Origin of the sequence: Nocardia sp. CDC160, assembly GCF_035818795.1 — a bacterium.
Classification (GTDB): Bacteria; Actinomycetota; Actinomycetes; order Mycobacteriales; family Mycobacteriaceae; genus Nocardia.
This window is the reverse complement of the sequence record NZ_JAYKYT010000002.1, coordinates 1,032,391-1,052,975: the sequence shown is the minus strand read 5'-3', so window position 1 is coordinate 1,052,975 and position 20,585 is coordinate 1,032,391. Positions and strand designations below refer to the sequence as shown.

14 protein-coding genes are annotated in these 20,585 nt (G+C 70.2%); 9 read left to right on the top strand and 5 right to left on the bottom strand.

Translation table 11 applies throughout. The annotated features are described in order from the left end of the window. The first annotated feature begins 15 nt into the window (after nucleotides 1–15). Complete coding sequence (locus VMT40_RS12350) at nucleotides 16–3,084, top strand: FAD-dependent oxidoreductase (protein ID WP_326358108.1); 3,069 nt, start codon at nucleotides 16–18, stop codon at nucleotides 3,082–3,084. Nucleotide 3,085: 1 nt separating this feature from the next. Here the strand turns inward: VMT40_RS12350 and VMT40_RS12345 are convergent, their stop codons facing one another. After that, nucleotides 3,086–4,375 carry an FHA domain-containing protein gene (locus VMT40_RS12345; protein ID WP_326358107.1) on the bottom strand — a complete coding sequence of 430 codons (1,290 nt, stop codon included), beginning with the start codon at nucleotides 4,373–4,375 and terminating at the stop codon, nucleotides 3,086–3,088. Nucleotides 4,376–4,580: 205 nt separating this feature from the next. On the opposite strand from VMT40_RS12345, the gene VMT40_RS12340 reads away from it, so the two are divergent. Next, nucleotides 4,581–4,991, top strand: coding sequence for a hypothetical protein (locus VMT40_RS12340; RefSeq protein ID WP_326358106.1), 411 nt, complete (start codon nucleotides 4,581–4,583; stop codon nucleotides 4,989–4,991). A 36-nt stretch (nucleotides 4,992–5,027) separates the two neighbouring features. Here VMT40_RS12340 and VMT40_RS12335 read toward each other — a convergent pair whose 3' ends face one another. Continuing rightward, nucleotides 5,028–6,566, bottom strand: coding sequence for a glycerol-3-phosphate dehydrogenase/oxidase (locus VMT40_RS12335; protein ID WP_326358105.1), 1,539 nt, complete (start codon nucleotides 6,564–6,566; stop codon nucleotides 5,028–5,030). Nucleotides 6,567–6,609: 43 nt separating this feature from the next. Next, a complete protein-coding gene (locus tag VMT40_RS12330) occupies nucleotides 6,610–7,197 on the bottom strand; it encodes a TetR/AcrR family transcriptional regulator (RefSeq protein WP_326358104.1) in 588 nt (195 codons plus the stop codon). 163 nt (nucleotides 7,198–7,360) lie between these two features. Between VMT40_RS12330 and VMT40_RS12325 the strand changes: the two genes are divergently transcribed. Beyond that, nucleotides 7,361–8,938: an FAD-binding oxidoreductase gene (locus tag VMT40_RS12325; RefSeq protein WP_326358601.1), complete on the top strand. Its 1,578-nt coding sequence runs from the start codon at nucleotides 7,361–7,363 to the stop codon at nucleotides 8,936–8,938. Continuing rightward, the gene (locus tag VMT40_RS12320) at nucleotides 8,935–9,861 is read left to right on the top strand and encodes a diacylglycerol/lipid kinase family protein (protein WP_326358103.1); all 927 of its coding nucleotides are present in this window, start codon (nucleotides 8,935–8,937) and stop codon (nucleotides 9,859–9,861) included. Before VMT40_RS12325 ends, VMT40_RS12320 begins: the two co-directional genes overlap by 4 nt. Nucleotides 9,862–9,941: 80 nt before the next feature. On the opposite strand, the gene VMT40_RS12315 is transcribed toward VMT40_RS12320, so the two are convergent. Both VMT40_RS12315 and VMT40_RS12310 read right to left on the bottom strand, forming a co-directional pair. Then, a complete protein-coding gene (locus tag VMT40_RS12315; protein WP_326358102.1) occupies nucleotides 9,942–10,316 on the bottom strand; it encodes a hypothetical protein in 375 nt (124 codons plus the stop codon). Between the two features lie 226 nt (nucleotides 10,317–10,542). Further along, nucleotides 10,543–11,181, bottom strand: coding sequence for a class I SAM-dependent methyltransferase (locus VMT40_RS12310; RefSeq protein ID WP_326358101.1), 639 nt, complete (start codon nucleotides 11,179–11,181; stop codon nucleotides 10,543–10,545). Between the two features lie 326 nt (nucleotides 11,182–11,507). On the opposite strand from VMT40_RS12310, the gene VMT40_RS12305 reads away from it, so the two are divergent. The 5 genes from VMT40_RS12305 to VMT40_RS12285 all read left to right on the top strand — a co-directional run bounded on the left by VMT40_RS12305 (nucleotide 11,508) and on the right by VMT40_RS12285 (nucleotide 20,291). After that, a complete protein-coding gene (locus tag VMT40_RS12305) occupies nucleotides 11,508–14,207 on the top strand; it encodes a valine--tRNA ligase (RefSeq protein WP_326358100.1) in 2,700 nt (899 codons plus the stop codon). 74 nt (nucleotides 14,208–14,281) lie between these two features. After that, nucleotides 14,282–15,652 (top strand): bifunctional tetrahydrofolate synthase/dihydrofolate synthase, encoded by a 1,371-nt coding sequence (gene folC / locus VMT40_RS12300; RefSeq protein WP_326358600.1) that lies wholly within the window; start codon nucleotides 14,282–14,284, stop codon nucleotides 15,650–15,652. After that, a complete protein-coding gene (locus VMT40_RS12295; protein WP_326358099.1) occupies nucleotides 15,649–16,068 on the top strand; it encodes a DUF4233 domain-containing protein in 420 nt (139 codons plus the stop codon). Before folC ends, VMT40_RS12295 begins: the two co-directional genes overlap by 4 nt. Before the next feature lie 84 nt (nucleotides 16,069–16,152). After that, the gene (ndk, locus tag VMT40_RS12290) at nucleotides 16,153–16,569 is read left to right on the top strand and encodes a nucleoside-diphosphate kinase (protein WP_326358098.1); all 417 of its coding nucleotides are present in this window, start codon (nucleotides 16,153–16,155) and stop codon (nucleotides 16,567–16,569) included. A gap of 485 nt (nucleotides 16,570–17,054) precedes the next feature. Further along, on the top strand, nucleotides 17,055–20,291 hold the full coding sequence (locus tag VMT40_RS12285; protein ID WP_442789953.1) for a translation initiation factor IF-2 N-terminal domain-containing protein: 3,237 nt from the start codon (nucleotides 17,055–17,057) through the stop codon (nucleotides 20,289–20,291). Nucleotides 20,292–20,585 lie beyond the last annotated feature (294 nt).

The window sequence follows — 20,585 nt, the reverse complement described above, 5'->3', positions numbered from 1 at the left end:
ACAGGGGGTGGAAACATGGCGGGGCGGCCGGTCATCGAGATCCGGGAGTGGGGGCGGCCCGCGCGGCGACGCCTGCTCGACGGGCCGATCATCTTCGGACGCGAGGGCAGTCACGAAGTCTTGGCCGACGGCGGGGTGTCGCGCAAACATCTGCGCCTGGTGCCGACGCCGACCGCGCTGTCGGTGGTCGACCTGGGCAGTCGCAATGGCACCACCGTCAACGGAGTCGCGCTGACCGGGCGGCGGGAACTGGTGACCGGCGACGTGGTCCGGTTGGGCCGCAGCGAGATTCTGGTGTTGCACACACCCACCGCCGAGCCGGAGGGGCCCGAGCTCTCCTCGACCGTGCAGGGTCCCTCGGGACCGCTGCCCCGGCCGCCGGGCGGGGATGCGGCCCTGCCGCGTTGGGTGGCCGTCGCCAACCGGGTGCTCGGTATCGACCCGACCGGAGAGCGAAACCTGTTCCCCGCCTTCACCGAACTGCCGAGCCGGATACCTTTGCGGGTCTGGCAGGCGGTGCGCTTCCTGAGTATCACCGCCTATCTGGCACTCATCGTCACCTCGTTCGTGCGCCCGGCGGCCGGGCTGTTCTGGTTCTTCAAGGTCGTCGTCCCGCTGTTGCCCGGCCTGTTCCTGATCGCACCGGGCCTGTGGCGCAACACCTGTCCGCTCGCGGCCACCAACCAGTTGCCCAGGCTGTTCGGCTTCACCCGGGCGGGCACGGCACCGGGCTGGATGCAGCGGCGCGGTTATCTCGTCGGGGTCGCCCTGTTCTTCGGTATCGCCGGATCCCGAGTGGCGGGCCTGGATCGCAATGGAATCGCCACCGGCATAGTGCTTTCGGCCGTCCTACTGGCCGCCTTCGTCGGCGGCGTGGCCTTCAAGGGCAAGAGCGGGTGGTGCAGCAGCATCTGCCCGCTGTTCCCGCTGCAGCGCGCCTACGGGCAGACACCGTTCGTCACCATCGCCAACAATCACTGCCAACCGTGTGTGGGCTGCGCCAAGAACTGCTACGACTTCAAGCCACGCGCCGCCTACCAGGCCGATATGGCCGACCCCGAACGCGGGTGGAGTGGCCCGCGCAAGCTGTTCGCGGCGGCGCTACCCGGGTTCGTGCTCGGCTTCATGGTGCTGGCCGGATACGCGAATGTGCCGGTGCTGAACCGGTATCTGGTGCTGGCATTGTTCCTGCTGGTGGCGATCGGGTCGTATTTCGCGATCGAGGCGCTGACCGGTGTCAGTCCGGCCATGCTCGCGGCGGTGTACGCGGTCGTGGCGCTGAACGTCTTCTACTGGTTCGCCGGACCGGTGCTCGCCGCGTCGTTCACCACCCTCACCGGCGTGGGCGTGGCCTGGTTTCGGTGGCCGATCAGCGTTTTCATCTTCGCGGCCACCGTGCTGTTCCTGGCGCGGACCCGGGTCAGTGAGCTGCAATTCGCACTGACCACCGGGGCCCGAACCGAGCCGGTGCTGCTGCCCTTCCCGCGCCCGCGCACCGACGCCGAAAAGCCGGTCGCCCAAGGACCTTCGGTGATCATGGACGGGACCGCCGTCGCGGCCGAGACCGGTGCCAGCCTGCTCGAACTCGCCGAACGGGCGGGCCTGCCACTGGAATCGGGCTGCCGCATGGGTGTCTGCGGCGCCGACCCCGTGGCCGTACTCGACGGTGCCGACCAGCTCTGCGCACCCACCGGCGACGAGCGAAACACCCTGCGGCGACTGGGTTTCGCCGCCAACACCCGCATGGCCTGCTGCGCCCGCGTGAACGGCGGCGGAGTCCGGGTGTCCCTCACACCCGAACCCGGTCACGGAAACGGCCAGCGCCCAGCTTATTTCGATCGTTCGCTCGTGAGCCTGGTCGTCATCGGCAACGGCATCGCCGGTGTCACCGCCGCCGATTTCCTGCGGCGCGGCCACCCCGACTGCGAGATCCACCTGATCGGCCGGGAATCCCACGACTTCTACAACCGCATGGGCATCTCGCGCCTGATTCCCGGTCGCTCCGCCATGCAGGGCCTGCACCTGCTGCCCGAGCAGTGGTACGAGGACCATCGCATCCATCCGTGGCTGAATACCCTTGCCACCCGGGTGGATCCGCGCGCCCAGCGCGTGTACCTCGGCACCGGCGACGTGCTGCCCTACGACCGGCTCATCCTCGCCACCGGGTCCTCGGCCGCACTGCCGGAGATCGAGGGACTCACCCGTCCGGGAAGCTTTGTGCTGCGGGAAGCCGGGGACGCGTTGAACATTCGCGCCTACGCCCAGCAGCGGTCCTGCACGCGCGCCGTCGTCGCGGGCGGCGGACTGCTCGGGCTGGAAGCCGCGTATGCGCTGCACCAGTTGGGATTACGGGTCACCGTACTGGAGCGCGGCGAGCGCCTGCTGGGCAAGCAGCTCGATGCGCGCGCTTCCGCCATCGTGCTGGACCATTTCACCCGGGCCGGGATCGAGGTCCGGCATCTGGCCGAGACCGCCCGCCTGACCGGCGCTGCCGGGCCGGGCGCACGCGGCGCTGCCGACCCGGTGCGATTCGTCGTGCTGAAGGACGGCGGCGTGGTGCCGTGCGAGGTGTTCCTGGTCGCCACCGGCATCCGGCCGAACACCGAGCTGGCGATGCGCGCCGGAATCCCGTGCCGCCGCGGCATTCTCGTGGACGACCGGATGCGCACCGCGGCACCGCACGTCTACGCCGCCGGGGATGTGGCCGAGCATCGCGATCGGGTACTCGGGCTGTGGCCCATCGCGGCCGAACAGGCGCAGGCGGCCGCGGTCAACGCACTCGGCGGCGATCAGGTGTTGGTCGCGGAGACGCCCGCCACCATTCTCAAGGGGGTCGGGCTGGAGCTGTTCAGCATTGGGCAGGTCGAGCCGGGGCGACGCGACGAGGTGATCGTGGTCGACCGCTCGGCCCAGCGGTCCTACCGTCGCCTGGTCGTGTCCCAGAACCGGCTCGTCGGCGCGATCGTCCTCGGCCATCACCCCACCGATGTGGCCGCCGCTCAGCAGGCCGTTCGGGCGCGAAAGGAGATTTCCCCGTTCGCCCGCAACGACTTACAACGCGGGGACTGGTCGTCCCTGCAATAGCCTAGGACGTGCGATAGGTGAGAATCCGCTCCCCGATGCGCAGACTCCAGCCCACCTTCAACTCCATCGGTCGCTGCCCGACCCGAACCCAGTCCGCCGCACCGGGAGCCGCCACGAACGTCCCGCCCGGCGTCCCCGCATCCCGCACGTACACCAGGCCGTTCTCGATGAACACCCGCGCGTGCACCCGCGACACGTGGCGGTCCCGCGCGATCACGATGGGCGAGGCCACCGCCCGCCGCACCGCCTCGTCGATCATGGGATCGCGGCCGATCACATACGGGCGGTCCAGGGGATACACCGCGCCCTCGGGGCTGGCGAGCGCACCGCCCGCGGCGGCCAGGGTCGAGGTGGGCGGTGGAGTTCCGACCGCGGGCACGGCCTCGGAATCGAATCCCTCGACGCCGGGAATATAGGCGGCGGTCGGCGGCTGATCCTCGGGGTCCGGCCGATCCACCCGGCGGCCCGCCGGTCTCGAATCGGGCCCGGGCGCGGGCTGTTTCGCCAGATCCGGTCCGGCCTGCGCGTCGATCCGCACCGGCTTGTCGAGCGGGGTGGCGGCACGATCCGACCCGGCGTCACCGCCCAGTCGTGAGCCCGGGGCCGGGGTCGTGGCGGCAATGCGCGGATTCGAGGGCGCGGCTCCGGCGGCCGGTTCCGGCGATACCGGGGAAACCTCTGGTGCGGAAGCGGATTCCGCGACCTGTCCGGAAAGGCGCGTATGCGAGGGCGTCGGAGTCGGTGCGCGCCGGGTTGGTTCTGGCGCAGCCACCGGCTCGGCGGCCTTCGCGGGCTCGCTCGGGCGCGGGGCCGCAAGACCAGACACCGGGGCGTGCACCACGAAGCCGCCGCCCAGCACGATCCCGGACCGCAGGTCCGTGTGGGCGATCTCCCCGCTCGCGCCGTCGGCGATGACGCCAATGCGGCGCACCGGATCACGCACGATCTCATCGGCCCAGGTCATGGCGCGCGCACCCGACAGCTTGCGGGAACCCTCCGGCCCGTCCACCGCCGCCGCCACCGGACCGCGCAGCAGTACCAGGATTCCGTCGGCGGTGGGCGCGATCAGACCGAAGGCGGGCGGCTGCGCGGAACCGCTGCTGAACACCGTCGCCGCCAGCCGCTGGGCGATGGCCACGCCCGGATCGGCGGCTGTCGCCGCGGTCTCGGCGGCACCGAGAATCCGTTCCGTGGAAGGACTTTCGCCGTGCACGAAGATGACCACATTCCCGAACCGTGCGACCAGCCCGACCCCCGGCACCAAACCCACCGTCGTCGGAATCCGACCCATCCGCGCCTCCCTCTCCCGGCGCTGTCACCATCGCTGCCAAGCATAGGGCCGTTTCGCATGCTCCCGCAGCGACCCACAGACGATCCCGCCGCGACACGGAATCGGCCAGATTGCCGCAATGCCGCCCATACCCTTGACCCACCGGAGAGGATCGAGGCATCGTGTCGGTGCACCCGGCTCCGGCATCACCGATGAGGACCGAACCATGATGGGCACGATCATCAGGACCGCCACCGCGACCACGGTCGGCTGCGCCGCGCTCGCGACCGTCGTCGGCCTGTCCGCACCCGCCGGTGCGACGGGCACCCGGATCGGCATCGACCCGGGCATCAGCTTCGGCATGGCCAGCAACTACGGCACCGGCTGCAGCTACGACGTCGACGGGTACGTGGACGATCCGGTCACGCCGGTCGTGTTCTACGACAACAGCGTTCCCATCGGCATTGCCAAACCGTCCGGGGCGCTGGCCCAGATCCGTTGGACGCCCACCACCACCGGGCAGCATCGCCTCCAGATCTGGCAGTACCACCCCGACAGCGAGGACGTCTTCCCGTACGTCGACATCCACGTCGGAACCGGCATCGCCACCGGCTCCGGCTGCAACGTCTTCAACTAGGCGAACAGAGTCTTCGACCAGGCGAACTGATTTCAGCTAGTCGAGTGCGGCGCGGGCGGCCGGTTCGGCGGCCTTGCGGTCCTCGGCGACCAGGCCGATGCGGGTGCGGCGGTCCAGGAGATCGGATTCGTCCAGCGCGCCCTCGTATGCGACGGCGAAGGCGAATTCGGCGGCGGTGACATCCATGCCGGGCGCGACCTCCGCGGCGAGGGTCGGATGCTGTTCGGCGAGGCCGAGAACCGTGGCGGCCTCGCTGCCGTAGCGCTCGACCAGCCGGGGCGGGGCCGCGATGGCATCGCGGGCCGCGCCCGAGACCGCGCCGACCAGGGGCAACCGCCGGGTGCGGCACGGACCGGCGGCGAGTTTCGCGTGGGCGACGGCCGCGTCCACGGCGTCCTCGGCCATCTTGCGGTAGGTCGTGAGCTTGCCGCCCACCACGGTGATCACCCCGGTGGGGGAGGTGAGGACCGCGTGCTCGCGCGAAATGTCGGCGGTGCTGTCCCCGCCGGTGCGCAGCAGGGGCCGCAGGCCCGCGAAGGTGCCGCGAATATCGCTGCGGCGCAACGGCTCCCGCAGCACGGTATTGACGGTGTCGAGCAGGAAATCGATCTCGGCGTCGGTGGCGTGCGGCACGTCCGGCACCGGGCCGGGCGCTTCCTCGTCGGTGAGGCCCAGGTAGACCCGATTGTGGGCGGCCGGGAACGCGAAGATGAATCGACTGGTGCTGCCCGGAATCGGCACGGTCAGCGAGGCGGTGAGACCGCCGAAGGCCGCCGCGTCGAACACCAGGTGGGTGCCGCGCGAGGGCCGCAACTCGATGCTCGAATCCACCTGATCGGCCCACACTCCGGCGGCATTGATCACCGAACGCGCTGTCACGGCGAGGGTTTCGCCGGTCACCGTGTCCCGCAGCGTGGCCGAGGTGCCGGTCACCTCCGTGGCCTCGACCCGGGTCAGTACCGTCGCACCCTCCCGGGCGGCCGTGCGGGCAATGGCCACCACCAGCCGCGCGTCGTCCACCAATTGCCCGTCCCAGGCGAGCAATCCGCCGCGCAGCCCGGCCCGTCGCACGGTGGGCGCGAAGCGCAGCGCCTCCGCCGCCGCGATCCGCCGCGAGCGCGGCAGCACCGACGGCGAGGTCCCCGCCGCCCGCCGCAGCACGTCCCCGGCCAGGAATCCCGTGCGCACCAGCGCTTTCTGCGCCGCGCCGATACTCGGCAGCAGCGGCACCACCTGCGGCAGCGCCCGCGTCAGATGCGGCGCGGTGCGGGTCAGCAGGATGTCGCGCTCGACTGCGCTCTCGTGCGCGATCCCCACCCCGCCGCTGGCCAGATAGCGCAGCCCACCGTGCACCAGCTTGGAACTCCATCGACTGGTTCCGAACGCGAGGTCGTGCTTCTCGACCAGGACGGTCCGCAATCCGCGCGCCGCGGCGTCCAAAGCCACACCGACCCCGGTGATTCCGCCGCCGATCACCAGCACATCGATGACTCCGCCATCACCCAGCGCGGCCAACTCCCGCTGCCGTCGGGTCGCATTCAGCGCCGAATCGCCCTGAGACGTAGTCGTTGTCATCGAAGAACCTCTCAATCAGTGAGCCATAACGCCGATCGGCGGATCAGGGCGTGGGGGTGAGATAGCCGTGGAGGGCCTTGGCCAGTTCGGCGTCGAGCTGGTCGGTGCCCAGGACCGGGGCGAAGGTGGTGGCCGACTGGACCGCGGACTGGGCGATCAGCAGCAGCATGGCGGCCAGGTGATTCGGGTCGCCCGCGCGAATCGAGCCGTCGCCCTGGCCTTCTCGGATGGCCTGGGCGAACAGCTCGAGCAGGGCGCGCTGGTTGCGACCCAGGCGCTCGAACACGTAGGTCAGCATGATGTCGGTGTCGGCGCGAAAGATCTTGGCGAAGAGCGGGTTTCGGCGCATGACCGCGCCGCCGCCGACGATCGCGCCGACCAGGCGTTCGCGGGCGGTGCCGGTGGTGGGTGCGGTGTCGGCGATGATCTCGCGCAGTTCGCGCACGAGCAGGTCCGCCACCAGAGAGCCGGTGTCGGGCCAGCGGCGGTAGACGGTCGGGCGGCTGACGCCCGCGCGGCGGGCGACCTCGGTGAGGGTGGTCCGGCGGACACCGAATTCCGCCACGCAGGCGCGCGCCGCGTCGAGGATGGCCCGATCGACGGCGGACGAGGGGGATTCGGTCGAACTCATGGCTTGCACCACCGGAGAGTAGTACCGTTACTGCTTGACATTCTATGTCAGACTGTAACGCATGGTCGACGAACACGCAGCCGCCACTTCCCAAGGCAGTGACCTCGAGGCAATCCCGGGCGAGCCCGCTGCAATCCCGGGCGCGCCCGTGGCCCGCGCGAGTATGGTGTGGGACGCCTGGGGCTCCCCGTCCGGACACAAGCCGCTGCCCGAGCAGATTCGGGGACTGCTCGCACAGGTTTTCGGGGTGTCCGGCGAGCCGGTGACCCGTCGCGATGAGGGCGACGTGCCGCTGCGCGCCTCGGCGCTCACGCCGGAACAGCACGCCGGGCTGGTCGCGGTGGTCGGAGCCGAGAATGTGTCGCACGACCACCGCGACCGCCTGCTCCACGCGGGCGGCAAATCCACCCCGGATCTGCTCCGCCGCCGCGCCGACGGCGAACAGGACGCGCCCGACGCCGTCGTCTTCCCCGCCGACCACGCCGAGGTCCTCGCGGTGCTGAAGTACTGCTCCGCCAAGGCAATCGCGGTCGTCCCCTTCGGCGGCGGCACCAGCGTCGTCGGCGGCCTCGATCCGGCGCGCGGCCGCTTCCCGGCCCTCATCGCCCTGGACCTGCGCCGCCTCGACACCCTCACCGCGGTCGATCCGATCAGCGGCACCGCCACCCTGGGCGCGGGCCTGTCCGGCCCGCAGGCCGAGGAACTGCTTGCCCGCCACGGCCTTTCGCTCGGTCACTTCCCGCAGAGTTTCGAATTCGCCACCATCGGCGGCTTCGCGGCCACCCGTTCCTCCGGACAGGCGTCGGCCGGGTACGGGCGCTTCGACGACATGATCATGCGCCTGCGCGTGGCCACCCCCGCGGGCGAACTCGACCTGGGCCGCGCACCCGCCTCGGCCGCCGGACCCGATCTGCGCGAACTGTTCTCCGGCTCCGAGGGCACCCTCGGCATCATCACCGAGGTCACCTTGCGCGTGCACCCGATCCCGGAGACCACCGCGTATCAGGCGTGGTCGTTCCCCGACTTCGCCACCGGCGCTTCGGCCCTGCGCGCCGTCATCCAGGCCGGGGCCGCGCCCACCGTCATGCGCCTGTCCGACGAAGCCGAGACCGGGCTCAATCTGGCCCGCGCCGGGGACATCGGCGGCGCGGCCGTCGGCGGCTGCCTGGCCGTCACCACCTTCGAGGGCACCGCCGCGCACGTCACCGCGCGCAGCGCCGAGGCCGCCGCACTGCTGGCCGCGGCGGGCGGCACCGCCCTGGGCGAGACACCCGCCCGCGAATGGGAGCACGGCCGCTTCTCCGCGCCCTACCTGCGCGACGCGCTGCTGGATGTCGGCGTGTTGTGCGAGACCCTCGAAACCGCCACCAGCTGGGCCAATCTCGCGAACCTCAAGGCGAAAGTGACCGCCGCGCTGACCGATACGCTCACCGCGCAGGGCACCCCGGCGCTGGTCATGTGCCACATCTCCCACACCTACCCGACCGGCGCGTCGCTGTACTTCACCGTGGTCGGCAAGCAGGCCGAGGACCCGATCTCGCAGTGGGCCAAGGCCAAACAGGCCGCGGGCGACGCCATCGTGGCCGCGGGCGGCACCATCACCCACCACCACGCCATCGGCGCGGACCACCGCCCGTGGATGACCGACGAGATCGGCGAGCTGGGCGTGCGGGTGCTGCGCGCGGTCAAGAACGCCGTCGACCCGTCCGGAATCCTCAACCCTGGGAAGCTGATTCCGTGACGACCATTCGCTCCATCGCCCTGGTGACCAACCCGCTCTCCGGCCTCGGCAAGGGCGCGCTGGTCGCCGTCGAGGCGGCCAACCGGTTCGCGGCCGCGGGCGTCGCGGTGACCGAGATCCGGGGCGACTCGGCCGCCGACACCGAACGCCTGGTCCGCAAGGCCCTGGCCGACCCGGACGCCCGGCCCGACGCCGTGGTGGCCGCGGGCGGCGACGGCCTCGTCTGTGTCGTGCTGCAGGCGCTCGTCGGCACCGGCGTCCCGCTGGGCCTGGTGCCCGGCGGCACCGGCAACGACCTGGCCCGCGAACTCGGCATCCCCGACGCCACCCCCGCGGCGGTCGCCACCGTGCTCGGCGGCACCACCCGCGGCATCGATCTCGGCACCGTGGAAACCGACGAGTCCGGCCGGGCCATCTGGTTCGCCACCGTCACCGGCACCGGCCTCGACGCCCGGGTCACCCTGCGCGCCAATGGTTTGCGCTGGCCCAAGGGCCCGATGCGATACACCGTCGCCGCGCTCATCGAGCTCGCGGGCAGGCTGGCGGTGCCGTATCGCATCGAACTCACCGGCTCGCCCGACCACCCGGACGGCACCGTGATCGAAACCCCCGCGGTCATGGTGGCGGTCGGCAATACCCGCACCTACGGCGGCGGCATGCTCGTCGCGCCCGACGCGGTCATCGACGACGGACTGTTGGACCTGACCGTGGTCGGGGCCATGTCCCGCCTGGAGATGCTGCGGCTGCTCCCGGCCCTGTCCTCCGGCAAGCGGGTCGACCATCCGGCCATGACCCAGTACAAGGCCCGGGAATTCCGGCTCACCGCACCGGGCGCGCCCGCCACCGCCGACGGCGATCCCGTGGGGCTGCTCCCGGCGCTGTTCCGCGCCAACCCGGGAGCGCTGGACGTGCTCGTGCCCTGACACCCCTGCACACGAGTGCGCCCCATGCCGAATTGGCATGGGGCGCACTCGATGTCTCGAGATGTCTCGACCGGAGAAACTCACCAGTCCTGAAGGACGACCAGGCCGCCGTCGACCCAGACAACGTCCACCGAACCGTTCGGGTGGGCCGCGGCCTCGCCGATGATCGCGGGCATATCCGCGTACACGCCGGTGTCGTCCTGCGGCAGCGTCGAATCGGGTTCCATGCCCACGCTCACGAAATCGCGCGGCGCGAACCTGTCGACGAGGGCCGGGACGGGGCTGTTGGCCAGGGACTGGGTCTCACCGGGGGACAACGCCAACCCGGCCGCACCGATTTGCGGAATCACGTACGGGGTTGCGGCGGAAGCGGTTCCGGTCGCGAAAAATCCGGCGAAGGCGAGCCCGGTGACCGCGGTGGCGGTGGCAGTGGCGGCGATGGTTCGAACGCGCATGATGACTCGCTTTCCAACAGGGGGACGGTGTGTCCCTCGGGAGCTGTCTCGGTCCTGCGATGAACGATGGAGACGACTGGCGCCAGCCGGATAGCTAGAAGACATCACCGCAGGTAGGCGTGGCAAGGGGTATGCGAGTCAGCTCACTGAAAGCGGCCGGGGTGGCCTTCGACACGCGGTTTGACCGGGCGAATGCGCTGGCCGACCGAGCGAACGAGACAGTCGGTCAGGCGGGACGACCGATCAGCAGATGCCCCGGAATCGGCTTGTGCGGCAGGTCTCGATGCTCGACCGTGAGCCCGGCTCGCTCCAGTGCCGCCGTGACCTCGGCGACCGGGCGCAGCGTGAAACCGTATGACGTGAAAGGCATCCTCGCCATGGCGTCCGGATCGCCGATGCCGACCACCAGTCGGCCCTTCGGTCGCAGTACCCGGGCGAGCTCGGCGGCCGCCGCATCCAGATCCGGTACGAAATACACGGTGTTGCAGGTGATTACGGCATCCAGCGAATCGTCCGGCAGGGGTAGCCTGGTGAGCGAGCCCTCGACCACCTTCAATCGCCCCGAGGTCAGATCGTCGGCGAATTCCGAGCGCGCCCGCGTCAGCATGTCCTGCGACAGCTCCACGCCGGTCACCGTGCCCGTCGTGCCGACCCGTTCCAGCAGCAGCGTCAGGCCGATGCCGCCGCCGAAGCCGATATCGGCCGCCGCGTCCACGGGCCCGACCTCGGCCGCCGCCACCGCGGCCGCGATCATCGGGCGATTGCCACGATTGAGGAAACGGGCCACGCCTTTGCCCAACACGCCGTGTGGATTGCCCAACTGGCCCGCCACGGTCGACATCACCCGCGCCACAATCGGATTCATTCGCCCAGGCTACCCCCGCAGCCTCACTGTCACGACGGGGAAACAATGCGTTCGACGCAACGTTGATGCAACGAATGTTGGTCTACCCTGGCCGATTTGGCCTCGATCCTGAGAATTGCCTATGGAATCGGCGACGGGGCTCGAAACGACGGTAGTCTGGACTTCGAGGGCGAGGCTTCCAGCGTCCCTCATCCGCCGGAAGCCTCGCCCTTCGGCTTGCCCGGGGTAGGTCTCGAGCGCCGACCGGGTAGGTCTCGAGCGCCTACCGGTTGGGCCTACTAAAAACCCGGTCGTTGCGCGATAATCCCAGCCCTTAGAATCGACCGGTGACCAGCGCAGCCTCTGAGAACCCACGTAATCGTGCCGATGCCCTCCCCAAAAGCTGGAATCCCAGCGACGTCGAGGCCGACCTGTACGAGCGCTGGGTAGCCGCCGGTTACTTCACCGCCGACCCGAGCAGCGACAAGCCCGCCTACTCGATCGTGCTGCCCCCGCCGAACGTCACCGGCACCCTGCACATGGGCCACGCCCTCGACCACACCCTCATGGATCTGCTCACCCGCCGCAAGCGCATGCAGGGCTTCGAGGTGCTGTGGCTGCCGGGCATGGACCACGCGGGCATCGCCACCCAGACCGTGGTGGAGAAGCAGCTCGCCGTCGACGGCAAGACCAAGGAGGACTTCGGCCGCGAGCTGTTCGTGGACAAGGTCTGGGATTGGAAGCGCGAGTCCGGCGGCCAGATCCAGGGCCAGATGCGCCGCCTCGGCGACGGCGTGGACTGGAGCCGCGACCGCTTCACCATGGACGAGGGCCTGTCCCGTGCCGTGCAGACCATCTTCAAGCGCCTCTACGACGCGGGCCTCATCTACCGCGCCGAGCGCCTGGTGAACTGGTCGCCGGTGCTGCAGACCGGCATCTCCGACCTCGAGGTGGACCACAAGGAGGTCGAGGGCGAACTCGTCTCCCTGCGCTACGGCTCGCTGAACGACGATGAGCCGCACGTGATCGTGGCCACCACCCGTGTGGAGACTATGCTCGGCGACACCGCCATCGCCGTGCACCCCGACGACGAGCGGTACAAGGACCTCGTCGGCACCACCCTCTACCACCCGATCACCGGCGGACAGATCCCGGTCATCGCCGACGACTACGTCGATCCCGAATTCGGCACCGGCGCACTGAAGATCACCCCCGCGCACGACCCCAACGACTTCGAGATCGGCCTGCGCCACGGCCTGCCCATGCCGACCATCATGGACAAGACCGGCAAGATCGCCGACAGCGGAACCGAATTCGACGGCATGGACCGCTTCGAGGCCCGGGTGAAGATCCGCGAGCGGCTCGAGGCCGAGGGCCGCGTGGTCGGGCGCAAGTTCCCCTACCTGCACCAGGTCGGCCACTCCGAGCGCTCCGGCGAACCCATCGAACCGCGCCTGTCCATGCAGTGGTGGGTGAAGGTCGAGGCCATCGCCAAGGCCGCCGGTGACGCGGTCCGCAACGGCGACGTGAAGATTCACCCCGCCAGCCAGGAACCGCGCTGGTTCGAGTGGGTCGACAACATGCACGACTGGAACATCTCGCGCCAGCTGTGGTGGGGTCACCGCATTCCGATCTGGTACGGCCCCGAGGGCGAAATCGTCTGCGTCGGACCGGACGAGCAGGCCCCCGAGGGCTACGTCCAGGACCCGGACGTGCTCGACACCTGGTTCTCCTCGGGCCTGTGGCCGTTCTCCACCATGGGTTGGCCCGACGCCACCGACGAGCTGGCCAAGTTCTATCCGACCAGCGTGCTGGTGACCGGCTACGACATTCTGTTCTTCTGGGTCGCCCGCATGATGATGTTCGGCATGTTCGTCTCCGACGATCCGGCGCTCACCGCGGGCAAGGATGCCGACCAGAAGCAGGTGCCGTTCCAGGATGTGTTCCTGCACGGCCTGATTCGCGACGAATTCGGCAAGAAAATGTCCAAGTCGCGCGGCAACGGCATCGACCCGCTGGAATGGATCGACGAATACGGCGCGGACGCCACCCGATTCACCCTCGCCCGCGGCGCGCAGCCCGGCGGCGACCTCTCGGTCGGCACCCCGCACGTGACCGCCTCGCGCAGCTTCATCACCAAGCTGTTCAACGCCACCAAGTTCGCGCTGATGAACGGCGCGCAGCCGGGCGAGCTGCCCGCGCGCGACACCCTCACCGACGCGGACCTGTGGATCCTGGACCGGCTCGACGAGGTCATCGCCGAAGTCGATGCGGCCCTGGACCGTTACGAGTTCTCCAAGGCCCTCGAGGGCCTCTACCACTTCGCGTGGGACGAATTCTGCAGCTGGTACCTGGAATTGGCGAAGGTCCAGTTCGCCGAGTCCGACGAGCGCGCCGCCAGCACCCGCCTCGTGCTCGGCAACGTCCTGGACGCGGTGCTGCGCCTGCTGCATCCGGCCGTCCCGTTCGTCACCGAGACCCTGTGGCAGGCCCTCACCGAGGGCGCGGCGGGCGAGTCCATCGTGGTCGCCTCCTGGCCGACGGTCTCCGGTGCCACCGCCGACGCGGCCGCGGCCCGGCGCATCGCCGACACCCAGAAACTGATCACCGAGATCCGCCGCTTCCGCTCCGACCAGGGCCTGGCCGACAGCCAGAAGGTGGCCGCCAAGCTGAACGGCCTCGACACCGCCGACCTGCTCGCCCAGCGGCCCGGCATCGCCAACCTGGCCAAGCTCACCGAGGCGGGCGACGACTTCGCCGCCACCGCCTCGCTCGAGGTGCGCCTGAGCACCGCCACGGTGACCGTCGAGATCGACACCTCCGGCACGGTCGACCTCGACGCCGAGCGCCGCCGCCTCGAGAAGGACCTGGCCGCCGCGCAGAAGGAGCTCGCGGGCACCACCGGCAAGCTCGGCAACGAGGCCTTCCTGGCCAAGGCCCCCGACGAGGTGGTCGCGAAGATCAAGGCGCGCAAGGAGATCGCCTCGACCGACGTCGAGCGCATCACCATCCGCCTCGCCGAGATCGCCCAGCTGGCGGCCAAGTGAACGACGAACCGGAGCGGCAGTACGCGGAGGGCTCGCTGAGCGCCACCGGCACCTCGCCGGTGGACCTCGCCGAAATGGCGCTGGTCGAGGCCGAACTCGACCAGCGCTGGCCGGAAACCAAGATCGAGCCGTCGCTCACTCGCATCGCGACCGTCATGGACCTGCTCGGCTCGCCCCAGCAGTCCTATCCGGCCATCCACATCGCGGGCACCAACGGCAAGACCTCGGTCACCCGCATGATCGACGCCCTGCTCACCGCCCTGCACCGGCGCACCGGGCGGATCACCAGCCCGCACCTGCAGCTGGCCACCGAGCGCATCGCCATCGACAACGCGCCCATCACCCCGGGCCGCTACGTCGAGGTGTACCGGGAACTGCTGCCCTACATCGAGATGGTCGACAAACAGTCCAAAGCCGCTGGCGGACCGGCCATGTCGAAGTTCGAGGTGCTCACCGCCATGGCCTACGCGGCCTTCGCCGAAGCGCCGGTGGACGTGGCCGTGGTCGAGACCGGCATGGGCGGACGCTGGGACGCCACCAATGTGATCGACGGCCAGGTCGCCGTCATCACCCCGATCGGGTTGGACCACACCGAATATCTGGGCCCCGATCTCACCTCCATCGCGGGGGAGAAGGCCGGAATCATCAAGAAGGCCCCGCAGGATGACCTGGTCCCGCGCGACACCGTCGCCGTCATCGCCCAGCAGGAACCCGAAGTCATGGACGTGCTGCTGCGCCGCGCCGTCGAGGTCGACGCGGCCGTGGCGCGCGAAGGCTCGGAGTTCCAGGTGCTTTCGCGGCGCATCGCCATCGGCGGGCAGATGCTCGAACTGCAGGGCCTCGGCGGCGTGTACGACGAGATCTTCCTACCCATGCACGGCGAACACCAGGCCCGCAACGCGTCGCTGGCCCTCGCCGCGGTGGAGGCGTTCTTCGGCGCGGGCGCGTCCCGTCAGCTCGATATCGACGCCGTGCGAGCCGGTTTCGCCGCCGCCGTCAGCCCCGGCCGGATGGAGCGCATGCGCAGCGCGCCCACCATCTTCCTCGACGCCGCCCACAACCCACACGGGGCCAAGGCCCTAGCGGCCACGCTGACAAGCGAATTCGACTTCCGCAAACTGGTGGGTGTGATCGCGGTACTGGGTGACAAGGACGCCGCGGGCATCCTCGACGCCCTCGAACCGGTCTTCGACGAGATCGTCGTCACCGAGAACGGCTCCCCGCGCGCCCTGCCCGTCGACGATCTGGCCAACCTCGCGGTCCAGCGCTTCGGCGACGAACGCGTGGCCGTGGCCCACGATCTGGCCGACGCCATCGAAACCGCCATCGCCCTCGCCGAAGGCGGGGAGGACGGCGAATTGGTCTCGGGCGCGGGCATAGTCATCACCGGCTCCGTCGTCACCGCCGGGGCGGCCCGCAGCCTGTTCGGAAAGGACCCAGCGTGAGCGAACCGACCGAAGGCCCGGCCACCCCGGACGTGCCGCCGCCCGCCACCGACCCGTGGAAGGGTCTGCGCGGCGTCATGGCCGGAACCCTGGTCCTCGAGGCCATCACGGTCCTGCTCGCGCTGCCGGTGATCAGTGCCGTCGGCGGCGGCCTGCGCTGGTGGTCGGTCCTCTATGTGGTCGGCCTGGCCGTGATCATGTTCCTGGGCGCGGGCCTGCAGCGCCGCCCCTGGGCCATTCCCTTCAATCTCGCCCTGCAGGTGGCGCTGCTGCTCGGCGGCTTCATCCACCTCTCGATCCTGGTGATCGGTGTGGTCTTCGTCGCCGTTTGGATCTTCGTGCTGTTCCTGCGCGCGGACGTGAAGAAACGCATGGAGGCGGGGACACTGCCCAGCCAGCGCATGTCCGGAGCCTGATCCGGACCTCCGAAATCCGGCAGACCGGGCCGTGCGTTCGGTCTGCGTTTTTCCTGCTGAGCGCATCCCGGTTAAGGTTGCGCTGTGACTGAGCAGACGCTGGTACTCATCAAGCCCGACGGCGTGGCCCGTGGCCTCATCGGGGAGATCATCGCCCGGATCGAGCGCAAGGGCCTGAAGTTCGCGGCCCTCAAGCTGGTGAACGTCTCCGAGGAGCTGGCCGCCCAGCACTACGCCGAGCACGCCGAGCGCCCCTTCTTCGGCTCCCTGATCGAATTCATCACCTCCGGCCCGGTCGTCGCGGCCGTCCTCGAGGGTGAGCGCGCCATCCCCGCCTTCCGTCAGATCGCGGGCGGCACCGACCCGGTCGAGAAGGCCGTCCCCGGTTCCATCCGCGGCGACTTCGCCCTCGAGACCCAGTACAACCTCGTGCACGGCTCCGACTCGCCCGAGTCCGCCAAGCGCGAGATCGCCCTCTGGTTCCCCGAATTCGCTCTCTGATTCATCGGGGGTGAGAGCCCCCGCACTCTCCACCGACAGGTCCGGGGGCCCACCCCCGGACCCCGGACACAGCGGACGCCCGTGAGACTCGCGAGGCCCGCTCCGGGCCGCGTGGGCACGACGCCCCGACGTGGTGTGGGATACTGGCTCTGGAAGTGACCGACGCGGGCCGTTTGCGGCGCGCGTCAGCCACCTTCGAATTGACACCGCGGAGCGACGGACGATCATCGCTGCCCGCCGACGGCTTCCAAGACTCGGCCGCCGGGCAGGCACGCTGGATGAACGCTCGTGACACGGAGTTGAGCCAACCAACCAGGCGCCACGTGACCAGTTAGCCCGAACGACGAGATACCGGTGATAACGGGCCACACGGCGCGAAGACTTACGATCTCATGCCCGCGGGCGTGAGGCCGACAAGACAGCGCCCCCGCGACGGCCGCGTCACTCCTGAAGAGGAACGCGCCCGGGGGCCCCGAGGAGATTTCGTGGCCGATCAAGAGCCGCTGGAAGCATCGCAGAGCAATGGCGAAGGGGAGGGCGCTCAGATCACCCCGGCTGCCGAACAGTTGCCGGAACGGATCCGAGTGCACGCACTGGCGAAGCTGCTGGGCACCACCAGCAAACGAATCCTGGCCCACCTGACCGAGATGGGCGCGCAGGCGAGAAGCCCGCAATCGAGTCTGGACCGCACCGTCGCCGAGACCGTCCGCGACGCCTTCGGCCCGCGGGACATCGAGGCCGCCGAGCCGTCGGCCGCGCCCGGGCCGATCGCCGAATCGACCGTCGACGCGGCCATCGCCGCCGGAGACGACCGGGCCGCCGACGAACTCGCCGCCGAGGAAGTGGAGGCCGCCGAGGCCGCCGTGCCTCCGGTCAAACCGACCACCTTGTTCGCCAGTCCGTTCCAGAGCGAGCCGCTGATCGAGGAGCCGGTCCAGTACCAGCCCGCGCCCGTGGTGGCCGCGCCGCTGTTCCAGGCGCCCGACGCCGCGGCCGCCGAGGAGGCCCGCCGCAGGCGTCGCGCCGAGCGCAAGTCCCGCGCCGAGGAGAAGGCCGTCGAGGACAAGGACCTCGAGGCCAAGGCCGTCGCGGTCGAGGCCGTCACCGAGGAGACCGCGTCCGAGGACACCGAGGACGAGGGCGACTGGGACGGCGATCAGGATCGCGACCAGCGCGGCGAGGGCACCTCGCGGCGTCGCCGTCGCGGCCGTCGCGGCCGCGGCCGGGGTCGCGGTGAACAGCACGGGGACAGCGACACCGACGACGAGGGCGACGAGCAGCCCGAGACCGACGAGTCGGCCGAATCCGCCGACACCGACACCGCCGAGGACGACGACGAGAGCGCGCCCCTGCCCGAGGGTTCGAGCAGCCGTCGCCGCCGTCGCCGTCGCCGCCGCAAGGGCGGGGAGGACAACGAGCCCGAGGTCGCCGACGACGATCCGCCCAACACCGTCGTCCACGAGCGGGAGCCGCGCAGCAAGCGCCGCGCCGCCAAGGACGTCGACGAGGTGCAGGGCATCAGCGGCTCGACCCGCCTGGAGGCCAAGCGCCAGCGCCGCCGCGACGGCCGCGAGGCCGGTCGCCGTCGCCCGCCCATCCTGACCGAGTCGGAATTCCTGGCCCGCCGCGAAGCGGTGGACCGCGTGATGGTGGTGCGCGAGAAGCACTTCCCCGACCACCCGACCTCCACCACCCAGGTGGCGGTGCTCGAGGACAACATCCTGGTCGAACACTTCGTGACCTCCACGGGCTCCGCGTCCATGGTCGGCAATGTGTACCTGGGCAAGGTGCAGAACGTGCTGCCGTCGATGGAGGCCGCCTTCGTCGACATCGGCCGCGGCCGCAACGGCGTGCTGTACGCGGGCGAGGTGAACTGGGAGGCCGCCGGTCTGGGCGGCAAGGAGCGCAAGATCGAGCAGGCGCTCAAGCCCGGTGACGCCGTGCTGGTGCAGGTCTCCAAGGATCCGGTGGGCCACAAGGGCGCCCGCCTGACCACGCAGATCAGCCTGGCCGGACGCTTCCTGGTGTACGTGCCCGGCGGCACCTCCACCGGCATCTCCCGCAAGCTGCCCGACACCGAGCGCAAGCGCCTTAAGGAAATCCTGCGCGACATCGTGCCGCAGGACGCGGGCGTCATCATCCGCACCGCCTCCGAGGGTGTCTCCGAGCCGGAGCTGGCCCGCGATGTCGAACGGCTGCAGGCGACCTGGCGCACCATTGAGGAGCAGTCCAAGAACGGCTCCGGCGCGCCCAAGACCCTGTACGAGGAGCCGGACCTGTTGGTCAAGGTCGTGCGCGACCTGTTCAACGAGGACTTCTCCAAGCTGGTCATCGAGGGCGAGCGCGCCTGGACCACGGTCGAGAACTACGTCCGCACCGTCGCTCCCGACATGCTGAACCGCGTCGAGCGCTACGAGAACAACGGCGTCGACGTGTTCGGTTCGCTGCGTATCGACGAGCAGCTGGCCAAGGCGCTCGACCGCAAGGTGTGGCTGCCCTCGGGCGGCACCCTGGTGATCGACCGCACCGAGGCCATGACCGTCATCGACGTCAACACCGGCAAGTTCACCGGGTCGGGCGGGTCCAATCTCGAAGAGACCGTGACCCGCAACAACCTGGAGGCGGCCGAGGAGATCGTGCGCCAGATGCGGCTGCGCGATATCGGCGGCATGATCGTCGTCGACTTCATCGACATGGTGCTCGAATCCAACCGGGATCTGGTGCTGCGCCGCCTGACCGAGGCGCTGGGCCGCGACCGCACCCGCCACCAGGTCTCCGAGGTCACCTCGCTGGGCCTGGTCCAGATGACCCGCAAGAAGCTGGGTACCGGTCTGGTCGAGGCGTTCTCCACCACCTGTGAAACCTGCCACGGGCGCGGCATTCTCGTGCACAACTACCCCGTCGAATCGGGTTCGGCCCCGGCCGAGAGCGGTGAGGGCGTGGGTCGCCGCGAGGGTTCGCGTCGCCGCCGCAAGGACCGCAGCGCGGCCGTCGCCGAGACCCCGGCCGTCGAGCCGGTGGTCGAGGAGAAGGAAGACAAGCCCGAGGAGAAGGCGGAGAAGGCCGAGAAGGCCGCCGCCAAGCGCGCCCACCCGGTGGCCATGGCCATGGCCGCGCACGCCGCCGAGGAAGCCGCGCACGCCTCGGAAGAGGACGCGATCGCCGCCGCCGACGCCGCCAACGCGGTACTGGCCGAGGGTGATTCCGCGACCGTGGCCGATGTCGACGCGGCCGAGTCGACCATTGTCCGCGAGGCCGAGGACGCCGCCGCCGAAGCCGCCATCGCGGCCGACGCGGTGACCGAGATCGAGTCCGAGACCGAGAAGGCCGCGGAGAGCGCCGCGGCGCATGCCGCGACCAATGGCACCTCGACCGTGCCGCCCGCCGCCGCGGCGGCCGCCGACGAGCTGGCCGCGACCGATGCCCTGGCCTCCGGGGCCGAGGCGGCGGTCCTGGTGGACGAGGCGCAGGCCGCGTCCGGCGCGCAGACCGCCGAGCCCACGCTGTCCGGTCGTCGTCCGGCCCGTCGCCGGGTGGCGCGCACGGCCTCGGCTCCGGCCGCCGACAGCGCGGGCGCGGTGTTCGTGCTCTCCAGTTCGGATCAGACCGAGAAGCCGGGCTTCAACCTCGACGACCTGGCCCCGGCCGTGGTCCCGCCGCGGGCCCGCCCGCGTCGTCGGGCCGCGGGCCGTCCCGCCGGTGCGCCGGAGGGCGAGAACTAGCCACTCGGTAGCGACATCCGTGGCCCCGCCGGATTCCGGCGGGGCCACGGCTTTTCTCCGAGTGACGAAGCTCCCTGCTACCGGCGGGCAGCCCGGTTTGGAGGGGGTTGGGCCCGTCCTGTAGTCTTGGTCAGTCGCTGCCCCTGCGACGGCACTCTGTTGTGACTAGTGCTGTGAGTGGGCCCGGTTCGGTTCAACAGAGCCAAAGGCCCGAGGCGGCGGTGAAACCACCAGACCAGTCTGCGGCGGTTTCCGGTGCGAACCGGGTGACCAGCCGCGTGAGCAGAGTGCCGA

Bases quoted from the DNA above. Each gene is read 5' to 3' on its own strand.
- VMT40_RS12335 (WP_326358105.1), bottom strand. From the start codon at position 6,566: ATGACAACGACTACGTCTCAGGGCGATTCGGCGCTGAATGCGACCCGA.
- VMT40_RS12340 (WP_326358106.1), top strand. From the start codon at position 4,581: ATGATGGGCACGATCATCAGGACCGCCACCGCGACCACGGTCGGCTGC.
- VMT40_RS12325 (WP_326358601.1), top strand. From the start codon at position 7,361: ATGGTGTGGGACGCCTGGGGCTCCCCGTCCGGACACAAGCCGCTGCCC.
- VMT40_RS12350 (WP_326358108.1), top strand. From the start codon at position 16: ATGGCGGGGCGGCCGGTCATCGAGATCCGGGAGTGGGGGCGGCCCGCG.
- VMT40_RS12330 (WP_326358104.1), bottom strand. From the start codon at position 7,197: ATGAGTTCGACCGAATCCCCCTCGTCCGCCGTCGATCGGGCCATCCTC.
- VMT40_RS12310 (WP_326358101.1), bottom strand. From the start codon at position 11,181: ATGAATCCGATTGTGGCGCGGGTGATGTCGACCGTGGCGGGCCAGTTG.
- VMT40_RS12345 (WP_326358107.1), bottom strand. From the start codon at position 4,375: ATGGGTCGGATTCCGACGACGGTGGGTTTGGTGCCGGGGGTCGGGCTG.
- VMT40_RS12315 (WP_326358102.1), bottom strand. From the start codon at position 10,316: ATGCGCGTTCGAACCATCGCCGCCACTGCCACCGCCACCGCGGTCACC.
- folC (WP_326358600.1), top strand. From the start codon at position 14,282: ATGGCGCTGGTCGAGGCCGAACTCGACCAGCGCTGGCCGGAAACCAAG.